Raw genomic sequence first — 18,680 nt, forward strand, 5'->3', positions numbered from 1 at the left:
AGAATTTCTTGACGACCATAGAGCATTGGAACCACCTGATCCCATCCCGAACTCAGCAGTGAAACGATGCATCGCCGATGGTAGTGTGGGGTTTCCCCATGTGAGAGTAGGTCATCGTCAAGATTCATTTCGCAAAACCCCTATCTGCACATGCAGGTAGGGGTTTTGTCTTTAAGTAGGAACTACAGAGATTCGCAGGTACGTCCGAGGGACGGGCCAGCACAAAGAATTTCTTGACGACCATAGAGCATTGGAACCACCTGATCCCATCCCGAACTCAGCAGTGAAACGATGCATCGCCGATGGTAGTGTGGGGTTTCCCCATGTGAGAGTAGGTCATCGTCAAGATTCATTTCGCAAAACCCCTATCTGCACATGCAGGTAGGGGTTTTGTCTTTAAGTAGGAACTACAGAGATTCGCAGGTACGTCCGAGGGACGGGCCAGCACAAAGAATTTCTTGACGACCATAGAGCATTGGAACCACCTGATCCCATCCCGAACTCAGCAGTGAAACGATGCATCGCCGATGGTAGTGTGGGGTTTCCCCATGTGAGAGTAGGTCATCGTCAAGATTCAAATCCAAAGCCCCTGTCTGCGATGCAGACAGGGGCTTTGTCTTTTCCGGGGGGGCGCACTTTCAGGCGAGCGCGCTTCCCGTGTAGGAGCGGCCTTGTGTCGCGATCGGACGCGCAGCGACCACCATAGAGTCAGAACTGATAGCTGACCGTGGCACTGATATTGCGCTCTTCACCCATGTAGCAGTAATTCAGGCTTGCACACGAGGTGATGTAGCTTTCATTGGTGAGGTTATTGGCGTTCAGGCGTACATCCATCCCCCGGAGGCCGACCTTGCCCAGGTCATAGCCGATCGAGGCGTCGAACAGGGTATAGGAGGGCACCTTCATGCTGTTTTCCGCATCCACCCAGCTGTACCCCACATACCGCACCCCACCGCCCAAGCGCAGGCCATCCAGGGCCCCCTGGTGGAAGTTGTAGTCAGCCCAAAGCGAGAACATCTGTTTCGGTGCCTGGGTTGGCGAATTGCCCTTGTTATCCAGGTTGCCAGACACCAGGCTGGGCATCGACTTTGCGTACTCGATATCGGTAAAGGTATAGCCGCCCAGCAGCTTCAAGCTGTCGGTCAGTTGCACATGGGCCTCCAGTTCCAGCCCTTGTGAGCGCACTTGCCCTACAGGGCGATAGAAGTCCTCGTCAGGCTGCTTCGAGGCCAGGTTCTCCTGCTCGATGCGGAACACCGATGCGGTGAACAGGTTGTCGCTACCCGGCGGCTGATACTTGATACCAGCCTCCCATTGAGTGCCCTCGGTCGGTGCCAGAGGGCGGCCTTGCTGGTCGGATACGGTATTGGGGTTGAACGACTCCGAGTAACTGACATAGGGCGCAATACCGTTCTCGAACAGGTAGAGCACACCTGCGCGGGTAGTGAACCTGGAGCGCTGGTCACTGACCTTGGTGTTGCTGTCGCGATTCTCCTCGGACACCTTCACCCAGTCCTGGCGCAGCCCCAACGAGAAGCGCCATTGGTTCAGCTCCACCAGATCCTGCAGGTAAACACCCGTTTGCTGCAAGCGCCGCTGGTAGCGGTTCTCGCCCAGCACCTGAAGGTTGCCGTTGCCGTACTGCGGGTTGCCTGCATCCAACGGATCGACTGTGCCATAACGCCAGGCCACGTCAGCCTTGCGTCGCTGGTAGTCGGCGCCCAGCAGCAAGGTGTGTTTGGCGGCCCCGGTGAAGAATTCCGCCTGCAGCATGTTGTCGATGATGTACGAATGCAGGCGTTCGTCGCCGCCGGTATAGGCGCGGTTGAGGATATTGCTGTCGGCATCCGCCCAACCGGCGGAATACACCTGGTCCATCGACACGTCGGAATCCTGATAGCGGAAGTTCTGGCGTGCCGTGAACACATCGTTGAAGCGATGCTCGAACTGGTAGCTGAAGGACTGTTGGGTACGCTCGTAGTTGTCGATACCCGGCTCGCCCTCGAAGAAGTGGTCCGACAGGCGCAAGCCGTTGCGTTTGTGCAGCATGCCATCTGCGGGGTTACCGCCGTGATAGCCGCCGTTGGGGTCGTGTTGCAGGTAGGCCTGCAGGGTCAGCGAAGTGTCTTCGCTGAAGTCGATGCTGACGGCCGGCGCGATGGCGTAGCGTTCTTCCTTGTTGTGGTCGAACTGCGTGTCGGAAGCATCCGCCAGGCCTGTCAGGCGATAAGCGATACGCTTGTCGTCATCCACGGGGCCGCTGAAGTCGAAACCCATGCCACGCTGGCCTTGGGTACCGATGGTGGCCTGGACTTGATGGTAGGGGGTAAACAGCGGCTTCTTGGTGGTCAGCGCCACCAGGCCTCCTGGCGAGCTACGGCCATACAGTACCGAAGAAGGTCCCTTGAGAATATCGATGCGCTCCAGGAAGTACGGGTCCACCTGCATGGTGCTGTAGGTGCCGTTGTCTCCCATCGACTTGAGCCCGTCGACGTAGATGTTGTCCACCGAGCCGTCGTTGAAGCCACGCATGGCCACATAGTCATAACGATGGGTCGCCCCGTAGGGGTTGGTCAGTACCCCAGGTGTGTAGCGCATGGCTTGGGCAACCGTTTGTGAGCCTTGGTCGTCCATCTGCTGTCGGGTAACCACCGAGACCGATTGCGATGTCTCTACCAGTGGCATGCTGGTCTTGGTCGCCACTTGGCTATGGGTAGCGTTGTAACCCTCCATGCTGCCCAGTGCATTGCCGAGGGTGAAGCTACGGATATCGGTGTCTGGCAATGACAATGCAGCGCTTTGGGGTTGTGCCTGAAGCACGTAGCTGCGGCCGTCCTGGCTGACGGCTTCCAGGCCGCTGCCATTGAGCAACTGGTGCAGTGCCTGATCGGTTGGGTATTGCCCCTGCAGCCCGTTCGACTGCAAGCCTTGGGTGAGCTGGGGTGTGCTCGACAAGGTGATGCCAGCCTGGCGGGCGAACTGGTTGAGCACGTCATCCAACTGGCCGGCCGGGATCGCATAGTGGTGGCTCACCTGGGCGGTTTCAGCTGCTATGGACAGTTGCGTGACGGCTGTCAGGCCCAAGGCGGTGCCAAACAGGGCAGCCCGGACTGCTTTGCGCAAAGGTGCTGAGTGCAAGACAGGTCGAAAATCATTCGCGTTGAAGGTGCGCGTGTGCACGGGGGCGGTATGCATGAGGGGTCCGTTGAAGTGTGAGGGCAGGAGGTGTCGCTTACTGTCCTAGCCGGACCGGCATTCAAAACCCGTCAAAAAAGTTATTGGGGCCGCTACGCGCCCCATCGCCGGCAAGCCAGCACTCACAGGTATTGCATAGCCCTCAGGCCTTGTGCGATCCCTGTGGGAGCTGGCTTGCCGGCGAAGGGTTGCATAGCAGCCCTGAACGCAATAGCCCCCGTCAGATCAGGCCAGCCCCTCCACGCGAACCCACCAGCGTGTACGATGGCGAAGCCGCACGGGCAGCGTCCGTGGTAGCAGTTGCAGCAGTTGCTCCGGGTCTTCGAGGCGGAATACACCCGACAAGCGCAAATCGGCAATATCGTCGCTGCAGCCCAGATAGCCATGCCGATAACGGCTGACCTGCGAGAGGAAGTCGAACAGGCGCATGTCCCGGGTGACGATCAGGCCCTCGGTCCAGGCCATCGCATCCATGTCCACCTGCTCGAGCCGGTGTGTACCCTGCGCATCCAGACGCCAGTTCTGGCCGCTTTCGATCCATTGCAGCGGTCCATTGCCAGGCCGGTGTACAGCCACCCGCCCATGGCTGACACTGACCCGCGTGCAGTCGCTGTCCTGGCGCGCCACAAAGCGCCCTTCGAACCCTTCCAGCAACGCGTCACGAGTTTGTACAAGCAAGGGACGCTGCCGGCTGCAGGCAATCATCAGTTCCCCCTGCTTCAGGCGGACCAGGCGCTGCTGGTCATTGAAGGCCAGGTCGACAGCACTGCGGGTATTGAGTTGCATCAGCGAGCCGTCGGGAAGCGCAAAGCTGCGTCGTTCGCCCGTGCCGGTGGCGTAGTCCGATGTCCAGGCGTTGACCGCATCGAGGTCTTTTCCCAGCCATGCCGCCGTCCCCGCCATGGCAACGCCACCAAGCAGCTTCAACGCCTGCCGACGGTGCAGCCGGCGCTGGCTGGTCTCCAGGGTCTGCAAAGCCAGCCCGGCGCCAGGGACGGCACGCAGGTCGAGGTCCTGATGCAGGTGGATCACCCGTTGCCAGGCCTGTTCGTGTTCGTGGTGGGCAGTGCGCCATTGCCTGCACTGTTGCTGCAGGGCAGGGTCATGCCCGCTCTCGCGCAGCCTCAGCATCCACTGGATGGCCTGTTTGACCGTGGTTGCGCCAGGCTGTGCGGCGGTCATCATGTCAGCACTCGTCGCTGTAGCGCAGCAGGTAGCAATGGTAGAGCGCGTCGGCGATGTAGCGCTCCACGGTACGTACCGAGATGCCCATCTGGTCGGCGATGGCCTGGTGCTTCAGCCCCTCGCATTGGGCCAGCAGGAATGCGCGGCGTACTTTGGGCTTGAGGTCGTCGAGCATGCGCGCGATGCGCTCCAGCAACTCCAGCAGCAGCTCACGCGTTTCGGCCGAGGGGGCCTGTGCTTCCGGCAACTGTGCCAATGCCTCGAGATAGGCCCTGTGCAGTTCCTCGCGCCGCCAGTGGTCGATCACCAGCCCGCGCGCGACCGTCCGCAGGAAGGCCCGGGGAGTATTCAGTTGCAGGTGTTCGCGACGTTGCAACAGGCGCACGAAGGTGTCCTGGGCCAGGTCTGCGGCATCGGCGGCGTTGCCCAGCTTGCTGCGTAGCCAGGCATGCAACCAGCCGTGGTGGTCACTGTAGAGCGTTTGCACGGAATCGTTGCTGGGCATGGGTGAGGGCGCTGCCATCAATGGACATGAATGATAATTAGTCTCATTGTTGGCGGGGGCCGATCATTTTGCAACCCAGCCGACTGCACCATGCGCGCAGTCACTACCCGCTAGCGCCCCAGTTGCGTATCCAGATACTTGCGGATTACCCGCGATGCGTTATTCAGGTGCCGTTCCAGCACCGCTACCGCTTCGTCCACCAGCTTGTCGCCAGCCGCATCCGCCAGTGCGTTGTGATCGTCCTGGGTGAGCTTGCCCAGGCCCATGGACGAAAGATGAAACCGCAGGAAGCGCTCTTCCTCATTCAGTTCGTCCTCGATCAGGCGCAGCAGCTTCTTGTTCGGCGCCTTGTTGTACAACGACATGTGGAACAGGCGATTGAGGCGGCCGATTTCAGCGTGACGCGTTTCGTTTTCCAGTTGCTGGATATACCCGCGGGCGCTGGCGATGTCGCTGGCATCGAGCAGCGGAATGGACTGGCGCAGCGCCTCGGTCTCGAGCAGCACGCGCAGGGCATAGGTGTCCACCGCGTCCTCGCCGATCAACGGCGCAACCACCGCACCCTTGTGCATCTCCACTTTCAGCAGCGATTGCGCTTCGAGCTGGCGCAGGGCCTCGCGCACGGGCATGCGGCTGACACCGAACAAGGTGGCGAGCTCTTGTTGTCTTACGGCAGTACCTGGGGGCAAGCGGCCATCAAGAATGGCACTGCGCAGGCGTTCTTCGATCACGCCACGGGCCTGGTGCGGCAACAGCTGCTCGCTGGCCAGCACATTGCTCAATTTGATTTTCTCGGCCACGCGACGTCTGCCTCAACGATGACTAAAGTTGGATCCAATGACACTAGTAACAGCTCTTGGGGGTGTCAAACCTTTACCGGTAATGGAACCGGCGCCCCAAAAGCGCGGCTATGGTGGATGAAGTCGCCGGTCAAAGGAAGCGGCCTATGGAAGGTTATAACCAGAAAGTGTAGGTCGGGTGACCGGCGGGTGCATGATTGCAGGGTGCCATTGTCTTTTGCCGTGGCAAGCCGCACCATCGCTGCTTTCGACTGGCCTGAACAGGGCTTCGCAGTGGCGATATCCTGGATGCTCAAAACTGTTGTGCAACGTGTCGGCCTTGCTGTGCTGCTTGGCAGCCTGCTGCTGGGCGGGTTGCACGCGGATTGGGACTTTTCCCAGATCAGCCGCAAGTCGCAGGCCCTTTATGGCCCCTTGGGTGCCGGGCAGGGTCGGATCGATGCCTGGCAGAACCTGATGGCCACGCAGAAGCAGGGTACGGAGCTTGAGCGATTGCAGGTGGTCAACCGCTTCTTCAACCAGCAATTGCGCTATGTCGAGGATATCGACCTGTGGCATGAGGTCGATTATTGGGCCACGCCGGTGCAGGCGCTGATCAAGGGCGCAGGGGACTGCGAGGACTACGCCATCGCCAAGTATTTCAGTCTGCGGCGCATGGGCATCCCCAGCGAAAAGCTGCGCATCACCTACGTCAAGGCGCTGCGACAGAACCGGGCGCACATGGTCCTGACCTATTATTCAAGCCCACAGGCACAACCATTGGTGCTCGACAGCCTGATGGATGCCATCAAGCCGGCCAGCCAGCGTACCGACCTGCTGCCGGTGTACGCCTTCAATGGTGAGGGTTTGTGGCTGACGGGCGCCGCAGGCAACAAGAAGGTCGGCGATACCAAGCGGTTGTCGCGCTGGCAGGATTTGCTGAAGAAAATGCAGGCCGAAGGGTTCCCGGCCGAGCCGGTCTACTGAAGGAGCACAGATGTCACTGTTCAAACAATTGCTGTTGGCCATTTGCCTGTTCCTGGTGGTCGCCTTCAGTGGCAGTTTCATGGTCAGCCTGGAAAGTTCGCGCAGCCAATACGTCAACCAGTTGCGCTCGCACGCCCAGGATGCGGCGACCGCGCTGGCGCTGTCGCTGACGCCGAATATTGATGACCCGGCGATGGTCGAGCTGATGGTCAGCTCGATCTTCGACAGTGGTTACTACTCAAGCATCAAGGTTGTCGACTTGAGTTCCAATGCTGTGCTGGTGGAGCGCCACGCTGAGCCGGACCCCGGCGGTGTGCCGCGCTGGTTCGTGCACCTGATCGGCCTGGAAGCCGCCGGTGGCGATGCCATCGTCAGCCGCGGCTGGCAGCAGGCCGCACGCGTTGAAGTAATCAGCCACCCGATGTTCGCCATTGCCAAACTCTGGCAGAGCGCCCTGGGCAGCCTGGGTTGGCTGCTGCTGTGTGGCGCGGCCAGTGCGGTACTCGGCGCCTTGCTCTTGCGTCGTCAGTTGCGGCCGCTGGACTACATGGTCGAGCAGTCCCACGCCATTGCCCGCCGCGAATTCCTCAGCCTGCCCGAGTTGCCGCGCACGCCGGAGCTGCGCCGGGTAGTACAGGCGATGAACCAGATGGTCGAGAAGCTCAAGGCACTGTTTACCGAGCAAGCCGAGCGCAGTGAGCGGCTGCGTGCCGAGTCTTATCAGGACAGCCTGACAGGGCTGTCCAACCGCCGTTATTTCGAGATGCAGCTGAACACGCGGGTGAGCAATCTGGAAGAAGCGCGCGCCGGCTACCTGCTGTTGCTGCGGGTCCAGGGGCTGGCGGGGTTGAACGCCCGTCTTGGCGGCCAGCGTACCGACCAGTTGCTACAGGCCGTGGGTGAGCAGTTGCGTCGCACCTGTGCCAGCTACCCGGAAACCAACGACCTGATTTCCCGCAGCCGTGGGGGCGAGTTCGCCGTGCTGGCGCCGGGTATGGTGCATGAAGAGGCGGTACAGCTTGCCCAGGCCCTGGAAGCGACGCTGCACAGCCTGCACGAAACGGGCGCCAGTGATATCGACCCGGTGGCTTGTATCGGCCTGGCGCCGTTCAGCCCCGGTGATTCACCGCAGGCATTGCTGAAGCTTGCCGACGAGGCCCTGGCCCGCGCCGAGAACCAGCCAACACCGGGTTGGGTATGCCTTGAACAAGGCGTGGCTGCAGTTGCCGCGGATAGCCAGCATGTCTGGCACGAGCGGCTGGACCAGGCGTTCGACAATGGGCATTTCGAACTGTTCTTCCAGCCAGTGGTGGATTGCGCTTCTGCGCAACGGGTACTGCACCACAAAGTGATTTCGCGTTTGCAGGATGGCCAGGGCGAGGCGCTGCCGGCCGGCCGCTTCCTGCCCTGGCTGGAGCGCTTCGGCTGGATGCCGCGGCTTGATGTGCTGGTGTTGGAGAAAGTGCTGGCGCACCTTCGAGGGCATGACCAGGTGTTGGCACTGAACCTGTCCGCCGCCACCCTGGCCGACCCCAAGGCACTTCAGCGTGTTTTCGAGCTTCTGGGCCAGAACACGGCGCTCGGCCCGCGGCTGGTTTTTGAAATTGGCGAGGAGCAGTTACCTGAGCAGGCGGCCCTGGAGCAACTCACCCGGCGCCTGCACGCGCTTGGCTTCGGCCTGGCGCTGCAACGCTTTGGTGGGCGTTTCAGCATGATCGGCAACCTGGCGCACCTGGGCCTGGCGTACCTGAAGATCGATGGCAGCTACATCCGCAACATTGATCAAGAGCAGCACAAGCGGCTGTTCATAGAAGCGGTCCAGAGCGCCGCACACAGCATCGACCTGCCGCTGATTGCCGAGCGGGTCGAGACGGACGGTGAGCGGTTGGTGTTGCGGGAGATGGGTGTAGGCGGGATTCAGGGGCAGTTGGTTGGCGAGCCTGCCCCCTGGCGCTGAGGGTATGCGGTCCCTTGTAGGAGCGGCCTTGTGTCGCGAAAGGGCCGCACAGCGGCCCCAGGATTTCAGCAAAGATGCATAAATCGCTGGGGCTGCTGTGCAGCCCTTTCGCGACACAAGGCCGCTCCCACAGTGTGGGTCGCGGCGATGAGTGTGCTTTTTAACGCTCGCGCAACGCTTCCGAACGCGCCTTCATGATCGGCTTGAGCAGGTAGCTCATGATGGTCTTCTTGCCGGTCATGATATCGACCGTCGCCACCATCCCCGGAATGATCAGCAGCGGCTTCTCGTCAGTGCCCAGGTGGCTGCGGTCGGTGCGCAGCTTGATCAGGTAGTAGGTGGTCTTCTTGTCTTCATCGGTGATGGTGTCGGCACCGATCTGCTCCAGCTTGGCCTTCAGCCCACCGTAGATGGTGTAGTCATAGGCCGTGAACTTGACCGTCGCTTCCTGCCCAGGGTGCAGGAAGGCGATGTCCTTGGGCAGGATCTTCGCCTCGATGACCAGTGAGTCGTCCAGCGGCACGATTTCTATGATGTCGCTGCCCGGCTGGATCACCCCGCCAATGGTATTTACCAGCAGCTGCTTGACGATACCGCGTACCGGCGAAGTAACCATGGTGCGGTGCACGCGATCATCCAGCGCCTTGCTGGTCGCCGTGGCCTTGTTCAGCTCGGTGCGCGCTTCGTTCAATTGGGTCAGCGCTTCGCTGCGGAATTTGCCACGGGTCTCTTCGATCTTGCTTTGCACCTCGCGAATGGCCGCCTCGGCACGCGGGATGGCCAGCGCCGTGGAGTCCAGCTGACCGCGGTTCTCCACTTCGGCGCGGCGCAGGCGCAGCACCTCAACCTGGGAGATCGCCCCGGTGGCCACCAGGGGCTCGGACATGCTGATCTCCTTGCGCAACAATTGCAGGCTGTTGGCGTACTGGGCACGTTTCGAACTGTATTCGCGCAGTTCCTGCTGGCGCTGTACCAGCTGCTGTTGCAGGCCACCAATCTCGTCCTGAAGTTGCTGGCGCCGGCTCTGGTACAACGACTCTTCACTGGCCGCCTGGCTTGGCGCGGCCTTGCGCAGCGCTTCGTCGATCTTCAGCGGGCTGTCCTCGACCTCGGCACTCAGGCGCTCGACACGCAAGGCCATGGCCAGGCGGTCGGCCTCGGTTTCACCCACGTTGGAGGCGAAGCGGGTTTCATCCAGGCGCAGCAATGGCTGGCCCACTTCGACGATCTGCCCTTCCTTGGCGAAGATCTCGGCGACGATGCCGCCCTCCAGGTTCTGGATCTTCTGCACCTTGGACGACGGAATGGCCTTGCCTTCACCCCGCGTAACTTCGTCGATGGGCGCTACGCTGGCCCACACGATCAGGAACACGAAGAACAGGATCACGCCCCAGATGGTCAGCCGCACGACCCGCGGTGCATCCTCGATCAGGGCCTTGTTGACCTCTGGCAGCGGCTGGCCGCCCAGTGAATCGGAACCCTTGAAATAGCGCCGCAGGCCGTCCTTGAATTGCCCCACATCCAGCTTATGCAACACTGATCTGCCCCTTCTTCAGCGCATCCATGACCGCGGCTTTCGGGCCGTCGGCGACAATCTGCCCGCGATCGATCACGATCAGCCGGTCCACCAGCGACAGCAGCGAGGCACGGTGTGTGACCAGCAGCATCGTCTTCCCTTCCACCACCGCCTGCAGGCGCTGCTTGAGGCGTTCTTCGCCGGTGTTGTCCATGGCGCTGGTCGGTTCGTCCAGCAGCAGGATCTGCGGGTTGAGCAACAGCGCGCGGCCCAGGGCGACGTTCTGCCGCTGGCCACCGGACAGGTTCTGCCCGCGTTCACCCACCTGCAACTCGTAGCCGTCCGGGTGCAACCGGGCGAACTCATGCACACCCGCCAGTTCGGCAGCTTGCAGAATCAACTCATCCTCGATGTAGCGAGCCCCGCTGACCAGGTTATCGCGCAGGGTACCGGCCAGCAGCTGGATGTCCTGGGGCACGTAGCCGATGTTGTGGCGCAGTTCGCTGACGTCGATCTGGCGAATGTCCACGCCATCGACCAGCAGCGAGCCGCTATCGGCCTCGTACAGGCCGACGATGAGCTTGGCCAGCGAGCTCTTGCCCGAGCCACTGCGGCCGATAATGCCCACCTTCTCGCCGGGGCGGATGGTGAGGTTGATGTTCTTCAAGGCCTGATTCTGTTGGTTCGGGTAGGTGAAATCGACCCCCCGGAACTCGACGCTGCCCTGCAGCACCTTGCGGCTCAGCGGGCGTTCTTCGAAGTTGCGTTCTTGCGGCAGTTCCATCATGTGGTCGGTGGAGACCATGGTCACCTTGGCTTGCTGGTAGCGGGCGAGCAGGCCGTTGAGCTGGCCCAGCGGGCCGAGGGCACGGCCGCTGAGCATGTAGCAGGCCACCAGGCCGCCCATGCTCAGGTTGCCGTCGATGATCAGGTACACGCCGACGCAGATCATCGCCACGCCTGCCAGTTGCTGGATCAGCAGGGTGATGTTCATCGCCAGGCTCGACAGCACCTTCACCCGCAGTTCCAGGCGGCTGAGGGTACCCAGGGTCTGCTCCCACATGTACTGGCGTTCGCTTTCGGCGTTGTTGACCTTTACCGCATCCAGGCCGGCAAGGGTCTCGATCAGGCTGGACTGGCGCTCCGAGGCCAGGGCCATGGTCCGTTCCATGGTCGCCATCAGTGGCCGTTGCAGGGCGTAACCGATGCCCAAGGCCAGCGGGAAGGCGATGATCGGGATCCACACCAGGTGCCCGCCAATGATGGCGATGACGATCAGGATCAGGACGGTGAACGGCAGGTCGATCAGGCTGGTCAGGGTCAGCGAGGCGAGGAAGTCACGCAGGCCCTGGAATTCGTGAATGTTCTGGGCAAAGCTGCCGACCCTGGCCGGGCGGTACTTCATCGACATGCCGACGATACGTTCGAACAGCGTTGCCGAAATGATCAGGTCGGTCTTCTTGCCGGCCAGGTCCAGGCACAAGCCGCGCAGGCCCTTGAGGATCAGGTCGAAGATGTAGGCACCGGCGATGCCGATGGCCAACACCCAGAGGGTCGAGGTGGCTTGGTTGGGCACCACCCGGTCATATACGTTCATCACGAACAGTGGCGCGGCCAGGGCGATCAGGTTGATCACCAGGCTGGCGGCGATGGCGTCGATATATAGCCACTTGCTGCGCAGCAAGGTATCGCGGAACCACGACTTCGCCCGCGGGATGAGGTTGCCGTGGTTGACGTCGAACTTGTGCTGCGGCTGGGCGAAGAATACCCGGCCACTGTAATCGCTTTGCAGGGCTTCGCGGCTGACATGTACCTCGCCGCCATCGCTCTCGCTGAGCAGCAGGCGCGCGGTGTCTTGGTTTTCCCAGCCCAGCAGGACGGCGCTGCGGCCTTCCTTGAGCAGCAGCATGGCCGGCATGGCGATGCTCGGGATCTGCTCCAGCTTACGCTGCAGCAGGCGCCCCTGCAGGCCGGCCCGGGCGGCTGCGCGGGGCAGAAGCTCGGGGCTCAGGCGCTGGGCCGGCAGCGGCAGGCCGGTGGTCAGCATGACCCGGCTGGCGGGTTTCTGGTGCAGAACACACAGGCTCAACAGACTATCCAGCAGGGGATCGTCATGCTGACTGCGTGGATCGTGGCTGAGTTGGACTCGACTGACTTCGGATTCCACGCGGCTCTTCATCCTTGTGGTGGGTGGGGGGGTGTGCCGCCGTTCAGGCTGGCTCACCCTGGCGTTCAATGGCGCTGCCAGGCAGTGGTCATGAGGCTACGGCACCTTGGCGCTTGGGCAACCGGCCAATGGTCGCCTTGAATCGGTATTGAGTAAACAATTCTACGGTCTTCATTCTTGGCAGACGATGCTGAGTGGCGGATGTTTCATTTTTGATCCAGTCAGCATCCAGGCCGAATTAATTTGCAGCATAGCCTGCCATCCGTCTGGCGGCAGAGGAGTTGTCGGTATCGACTTGTAGCTTGTCAATAAACAGGCGCTTATTTGTTGACGTCATTCGGTAACTAATTAGGCAAAATTTATTATTGGAAAGCAGGTCGCTGACAGGCTTTGGTTCGACAATCGACTACGTTTTCTCATTTTCGGGCTGGCAGTATTTGCGCAGTGGTTCGCTATCTCTTTGATCTACGGCAAATCGGGTGCCTGATTGTGCAGCGGTGCGGGCTGCTGGCTCCGTGAGCTATCGTATGGCCGCGCTTTTGCCTGGCTTCCCGATCAAAGTCTTGCTGCCTTCAGGCAAGGTTTGTGCTTGTAACCAGGCAATGACCCGAGCGAGCGAAAGTGACTTGGTTATTGACGCTTGAATCTTTGACAGCTGCCGATGAGCGGTTGTCCAGTCGTATTCTTTGCGGTTACCTAGGCACGAGGAAAGCTGCTGAAAGTACTGGCTGAAGACGCTTTGGATGATGTACGACACTTATCCTCAAGAAGCGCATGGTTAAGATTCGAATATCAATGTGACATTACATTGCTGATTGTTTAGGATGGCAATGTATAAGGTCAATAGTTTGGCATTTGGTTAATTCCAAAAAGTTATAGACGGAATATTGACGCCAATAAACGTCTAGAGATCATCGACATAGTTCCGCCTGAAGTGGTCTGCAAGTGCCGCTCTGGCAGGGAAGTACCCATCGGGTCACACGGAGAGTCCAATGAGCAGCGTTGTAGCCATCGTCAAAAGTATTGTCGGCCAGGTTATTGCGGTATCCCCAGAGGGCATTCGGCGTGTTCTGATCGAAGGGGACCGCCTTCTGGCCGGTGAGGAAGTGCTCACCGGCCCGGGTGGTGCAGTTACTTTGGAGCTGGCCGATGGCCGTCTGCTCGACCTGGGTCGTGATAGCCAGTGGAGCGCCGATGCGCCAGACAGCAGCACCGACCTGAGCCAGGCGACCGCACAGGCCGCGCCGTCGGTGGAGGAGCTGCAACAGGCGATCGCTGCCGGTGTCGACCCGACTACCGAACTTGAAGCGACTGCGGCTGGCCCATCATCGGCGGGCGGTGGTGGTGCACTGGGCGGTGGCCACAGCTTTGTCATGCTCGAAGAAACCGCGGGCCGGGTCGACCCTACCGTCGGCTTCCCGACTGACGGGCTGGGCTTTGCTGCCGTGCTCGATGGCGAAGAGGTTGGCGTGCTGGATACCACCAGCAACAACCAGGTAACTACGCCGACGACGGATACCAGCGTTGCTACCGACCTGGTTCTTGGCGCTACCCCGTCCATCAGCGAAGCGGGTGGTGTAATCGTTTATACCGCTACGGTTGGCCAGGCACCGAGCACCAACCTGGTGGTCACCCTTTCCAACGGGGCCGTAATCGTCATTCCGGCCGGGCAGACCTCGGGCAGCGTCAACGTCGTGGTTCCGGCAAACGATACCCCGTATATCGACGGGGACCAGATTTCGGCGACCGTAACGGGCACCACCGGGGGCGGTGGGCTGACGGTGACCGTGCCGCAAACACCTGCGGTTACCCAGGTTACCGATACCATCGACACTACCACCGCGACCCTGACCGCTTCTCCAAGCGTGACTGAAGGCGGCGTCATCACCTACACCGTGACCCTGAGCAACCCGGCGCAGACCCCGGTGACAGTAACCCTGTCCAACGGCCAGACCATTACCATCGAAGCTGGCAAGACCCAGGGCAGCGTTGACTTCCAGACCCCGGCCAACGACGTCTACAACAACGGCTCTACCGTCAGCGTCACCATCGAGGGCGCCACGGGCGGCAACTTCGAGCAGCTGACGCCGAATCCGACTCCGGCTCAGACCACGATCAACGACTCGGTCGACAACACCACCGCGACCCTGACGGCGAACCCGTCGGTGACCGAAGGCGGCGTCATCACCTACACCGTGACCCTGAGCAATCCGGCTCAAACCCCGGTGACCGTAACCCTGTCCAACGGCCAGACGATCACCGTCGAAGCCGGTAAAACCCAGGGCAGTATTGACTTCCAGACTCCGGCTAACGACGTCTACAACAACGGTTCAACTGTCAGCGCCACGATTACCGGTGCGACCGGTGGCAACTTCGAGCAGTTGGTGCCGAATCCGACTCCAGCTCAGACCACCATCAACGACTCGGTCGACACCACCACCGCGACCCTGACGGCGATCCCGTCGGTGACCGAAGGTGGCGTCATCACCTACACCGTGACCCTGAGCAATCCGGCTCAAGCCCCGGTGACCGTAACCCTGTCCAACGGCCAGACCATTACCGTCGAAGCCGGTAAAACCCAGGGCAGTATTGACTTCCAGACTCCGGCTAACGACGTCTACAACAACGGTTCAACTGTCAGCGCCACGATTACCGGTGCGACCGGTGGCAACTTCGAGCAGTTGGTGCCGAATCCGACTCCAGCTCAGACCACCATCAACGACTCGGTCGACACCACCACCGCGACCCTGACGGCGAACCCGTCGGTGACCGAAGGCGGCGTCATCACCTACACCGTGACCCTGAGCAACCCGGCCCAGTCGCCGGTGACCGTAACCCTGTCCAACGGCCAGACCATCACCGTCGAAGCCGGCAAGACCCAGGGCAGCGTTGACTTCCAGACCCCGGCCAACGACGTCTACAACAACGGCTCGACCGTCAGCGTCACCATCGAGGGCGCCACAGGCGGCAACTTCGAGCAGTTGGTGCCGAATCTGACTCCAGCTCAGACCACGATCAACGACTCGATCGACACCACCACCGCGACCCTGACGGCGAGCCCGTCGGTGACCGAAGGCGGCGTCATCACCTACACCGTGACCCTGAGCAACCCGGCCCAGTCGCCGGTGACCGTGACCCTGTCCAACGGCCAGACCATCACCGTCGAAGCCGGCAAGACCCAGGGCAGCGTTGACTTCCAGACCCCGGCCAACGACGTCTACAACAACGGCTCGACCGTCAGCGTCACCATCGAGGGCGCCACAGGCGGCAACTTTGAGCAGTTGGTGCCGACTCCGACTCCGGCTCAGACCACGATCAACGACTCGGTCGACAACACCACCGCGACCCTGACGGCGAGCCCGTCGGTGACCGAAGGTGGCGTCATCACCTACACCGTGACCCTGAGCAATCCGGCTCAAACCCCGGTGACCGTAACCCTGTCCAACGGCCAGACCATTACCGTCGAAGCCGGTAAAACCCAGGGCAGTATTGACTTCCAGACTCCGGCCAACGACGTTTACAACAACGGCTCGACCGTCAGCGTAACCATCGAAAGCGCCACAGGCGGCAACTTCGAGCAACTGACCCCGAACCCGACACCAGCTTCGACTGTGATCAGTGACAGTATCGATACTGTCACCGTAAGCATCGTCAGCAATGGCAATGTGACCGAAGACCAGCAGCCTTCCTTCACCGTGAAAGTAAGCCAGGCACTGGACCGTCCTCTGACTGTCACTTTGTCCAACGGCGACACCGTGACCATCGAAGCTGGCAAGACCGAAGTCGAGTACAAGACCTCGGCCCAGGGTGATGACGTAATCAAAGACGCTGGCTCTGTCACCCTCAGCGTCACAGACGCTACCGTATCGGGTGCCACTTTCGAGAAGCTGGACCTTGGTGGGCCGGCGACCGTTGAAATCTCGGACACCGTCAGTGAAGTCGTCGCTACTCTGACCGTCGACAAGGCCTCCGTAGCCGAGGGTGGCCAGGTGACCTACACCGTCACCCTGACCAACACGCAGGGTCTGCCGGTTACTCAGCACGGCGCATTGACCTTCACTCTGAGTGATGGGACGAAAGTCACCATCCCGGCCAACAACGCGTCGGGTACCGCGACCATCACGGTCGCCGATGACGTTTATGTCGGTGGTCAGGCGGCTATCGCGAACAAGCTGGAATCCGTATCGGGTGCGGACAGCTTCGAGAAGCTGACGCTCAGCAGTGATACCGTCACCACCTCCGTAACCGACGAGCCAGGCTCCGGCATTCCGGGTACTGGTAACCAGGGCGATCTGGTAGAGGTCACCATCACCGCCGACCAGCCCTCGGTGGCTGAGAACCTCAAGCCGACCTTCACCGTACGCATCAATGCCCCGTTGGAACACGACCTGGTCGTGACCCTGAGCAACAATGCCCAGGTCACCATCAAGGCTGGCGATACCAGCGCGCCGTATACTCACGACGCGCAGGGCGATGATGTCTATAACGACGCCGGCCAGATCAGTCTGGGCGTCGAGTCGGCGGCAGATGTCGACGGGCGAGTCTTCGAGAACCTGCAGCTGGGCGGTCCCGCTTCGGTCGAGGTGACCGATACCATCAGCGAAGTGGTGGCCAAGCTGACCGCCACCGAGTCCGTCACCGAAGGTGGCGAGATCACCTACACCGTCACGCTGACCAGCAAAGACGGCTTGCCGCTCAACAGCCACTCGACGCTGTACTTCACCCTCAGTGATGGCAAGACCGTTGTTGTGGTACCGGCCAACAGCACCACCGGTTCGATCACCGTGACCGCGCCGGACAACGTATACGTGGGCGCCAATGCGCCAGTGGTCAACGCGATCGACTCGGTCAGCGGTGCAGACGCGTGGAAGTTCGAAAAACTGACCTTGGACAAGACCGAAGTCAGCACAACGGTGACTGACGAGCCCGGAACCCCAGGCCCTGGCGGCGATATCGTCAAGGTCACCATCGAGGCCAATCAGGAGTCGGTCTTCGAGAACCAGAACCCGACCTTCACCGTGAAGATCAACACCGTTCTGGCGCACGATCTGGTCGTGACCCTGAGCAACAATGCCCAGGTCACTATCAAGGCGGGCGAAACCAGCGTGCAGTACACCCACGCCGAGCAGGGTGAAGACGTTTATCAGGATGCTGGCGAAATCAGCGTGGGCCTCAAGTCGGCGGCCGATACCGCAGGCAGCAGCTTCGAAAACCTGCAATTGGGCGGCGATGCGTCGGTGAAAGTAACCGACACCATCAACGAAGTGGTGGCCAAGCTGACGGCCACCGAGTCCGTCACCGAAGGTGGCGAGATTACCTACACCGTAACGCTGACCAGCAAAGACGGCCTGCCGATCAATAGCCACTCGACGCTGTATTTCACCCTCAGCGACGGCAAGACCGTTGTTGTAGTGCCGGCCAACAGCACCACCGGCTCGATCACCGTGACCGCGCCGAATGACATCTATGTAGGCGCTCAGCCTGTCGTCAATGCCATCGACTCGGTCAGCGGTGCAGACGCGTGGAAGTTTGAAAAGCTGACCCTGGACAAGACAGAGATCAGCACCACCGTCACAGACGGACCAGACTCTGAGGACACCACCTTCCTGACCCTGTCTGCTACGCCGACAGTGGCCGAAGGCGGCAAGATCACCTACACCGCCACCTTGACCAACAAGGCTGGCACCGACCTGGTGATCAAGCTGAGCAACGGTGAAACCATCACCATCGCCGCTGGCTCGAAAGAAGCCTCGATCACTATCGATGCACCAAGCGACGACGTCTACGTCGATGCCGAAGACTTGAGCGTAACCGTCACCGGCACCACCGGTGGCGACTTCGAGAAACTCGACGTCAGCAACACTGCGGCCGTGACCAAGGTCACCGACACCATCGACACCACTACCGTCACCCTGGCCGCCACGCAAAGCGTGGTCGAGGGCGGCGTGGTGACTTACACCGCGTCGGTCAACCACAAGGTCACCGGTTCGGACCTGGTGGTAAAGTTGGCCAACGGCCAGACCATCACCATCCCGGTGGGCGAGTCGTCGGCTTCGGTACCGTTCACCGCGCCGAACAACGTCCATAACACCAACCTCGACCTGACCAACAAGATCACCGACATCTCGGGCGGTAATTACGAGAAAACCGTGGCGGTTGGCGAGCCGGTGACCACCGTCACCGACAACCCGGCGACTCCGGACGTCACCACGCTCACCCTGACCGCGACGGATACCGTGGCCGAAGGCGGCAAGATCACCTACACCGCCACCTTGACCAACAAGGCCGGCACCGACCTGGTGATCAAGCTGAGCAACGGTGAGACGATCACCATCGCCGCCGGTTCGAAAGAAGCGTCGATCACCATCGATGCCCCAAGCGACGACGTC

General features: G+C 60.9%; 9 protein-coding genes and 3 rRNA genes. 6 read left to right on the forward strand and 6 right to left on the reverse strand.

Annotated elements, in window-relative coordinates; all coding sequences use genetic code 11:
* Window positions 1-7: 7 nt before the first annotated feature.
* The 3 genes from rrf (CAG34_RS26630) to rrf (CAG34_RS26640) all read left to right on the forward strand — a co-directional run bounded on the left by rrf (CAG34_RS26630) (window position 8) and on the right by rrf (CAG34_RS26640) (window position 573).
* A 5S ribosomal RNA gene (gene rrf / locus CAG34_RS26630) occupies window positions 8-123 on the forward strand.
* A 109-nt stretch (window positions 124-232) separates the two neighbouring features.
* Window positions 233-348, forward strand: a 5S ribosomal RNA gene (rrf, locus tag CAG34_RS26635).
* A gap of 109 nt (window positions 349-457) precedes the next feature.
* Window positions 458-573 (forward strand): 5S ribosomal RNA (gene rrf, locus CAG34_RS26640).
* A gap of 135 nt (window positions 574-708) precedes the next feature.
* Here the strand turns inward: rrf (CAG34_RS26640) and CAG34_RS26645 are convergent.
* The 4 genes from CAG34_RS26645 to CAG34_RS26660 all read right to left on the reverse strand — a co-directional run bounded on the left by CAG34_RS26645 (window position 709) and on the right by CAG34_RS26660 (window position 5,685).
* Entirely contained in the window at window positions 709-3,123 is a 2,415-nt protein-coding gene (locus CAG34_RS26645; protein ID WP_085593360.1) for a TonB-dependent siderophore receptor, read from the reverse strand.
* Between the two features lie 297 nt (window positions 3,124-3,420).
* Window positions 3,421-4,377 (reverse strand): FecR domain-containing protein, encoded by a 957-nt coding sequence (locus CAG34_RS26650; RefSeq protein WP_085593368.1) that lies wholly within the window; start codon window positions 4,375-4,377, stop codon window positions 3,421-3,423.
* Window positions 4,378-4,381: 4 nt separating this feature from the next.
* Window positions 4,382-4,885: a sigma-70 family RNA polymerase sigma factor gene (locus tag CAG34_RS26655; protein WP_085593362.1), complete on the reverse strand. Its 504-nt coding sequence runs from the start codon at window positions 4,883-4,885 to the stop codon at window positions 4,382-4,384.
* A gap of 110 nt (window positions 4,886-4,995) precedes the next feature.
* Entirely contained in the window at window positions 4,996-5,685 is a 690-nt protein-coding gene (locus CAG34_RS26660; RefSeq protein WP_025337254.1) for a GntR family transcriptional regulator, read from the reverse strand.
* A 204-nt stretch (window positions 5,686-5,889) separates the two neighbouring features.
* Here CAG34_RS26660 and lapG point away from each other — a divergent pair, with 204 nt between their 5' ends.
* Together lapG and lapD are read left to right on the forward strand one after the other, a co-directional pair.
* The gene (gene lapG / locus CAG34_RS26665; protein ID WP_170929341.1) at window positions 5,890-6,651 is read left to right on the forward strand and encodes a cysteine protease LapG; all 762 of its coding nucleotides are present in this window, start codon (window positions 5,890-5,892) and stop codon (window positions 6,649-6,651) included.
* A 10-nt stretch (window positions 6,652-6,661) separates the two neighbouring features.
* Entirely contained in the window at window positions 6,662-8,608 is a 1,947-nt protein-coding gene (lapD, locus tag CAG34_RS26670; RefSeq protein ID WP_085593364.1) for a cyclic di-GMP receptor LapD, read from the forward strand.
* 160 nt (window positions 8,609-8,768) lie between these two features.
* Here the strand turns inward: lapD and CAG34_RS26675 are convergent, their stop codons facing one another.
* On the reverse strand, window positions 8,769-10,145 hold the full coding sequence (locus tag CAG34_RS26675) for an HlyD family type I secretion periplasmic adaptor subunit (protein ID WP_038407794.1): 1,377 nt from the start codon (window positions 10,143-10,145) through the stop codon (window positions 8,769-8,771).
* Entirely contained in the window at window positions 10,135-12,291 is a 2,157-nt protein-coding gene (locus tag CAG34_RS26680) for a type I secretion system permease/ATPase (protein WP_085593366.1), read from the reverse strand. Before CAG34_RS26680 ends, CAG34_RS26675 begins: the two co-directional genes overlap by 11 nt.
* Window positions 12,292-13,283: 992 nt before the next feature.
* Here CAG34_RS26680 and CAG34_RS26685 point away from each other — a divergent pair.
* The coding region (locus CAG34_RS26685; RefSeq protein WP_143516546.1) for a retention module-containing protein at window positions 13,284-18,680 on the forward strand (5,397 nt) is incomplete at its 3' end.

It is taken from the genome of Pseudomonas sp. B14(2017) (genome assembly GCF_002113255.1).
Classification (GTDB): Bacteria; Pseudomonadota; Gammaproteobacteria; order Pseudomonadales; family Pseudomonadaceae; genus Aquipseudomonas; species Aquipseudomonas putida_Z.

Bases quoted from the DNA above. Each gene is read 5' to 3' on its own strand.
- CAG34_RS26650 (WP_085593368.1), bottom strand. From the start codon at position 4,377: ATGACCGCCGCACAGCCTGGCGCAACCACGGTCAAACAGGCCATCCAG.
- CAG34_RS26655 (WP_085593362.1), bottom strand. From the start codon at position 4,885: ATGCCCAGCAACGATTCCGTGCAAACGCTCTACAGTGACCACCACGGC.
- lapD (WP_085593364.1), top strand. From the start codon at position 6,662: ATGTCACTGTTCAAACAATTGCTGTTGGCCATTTGCCTGTTCCTGGTG.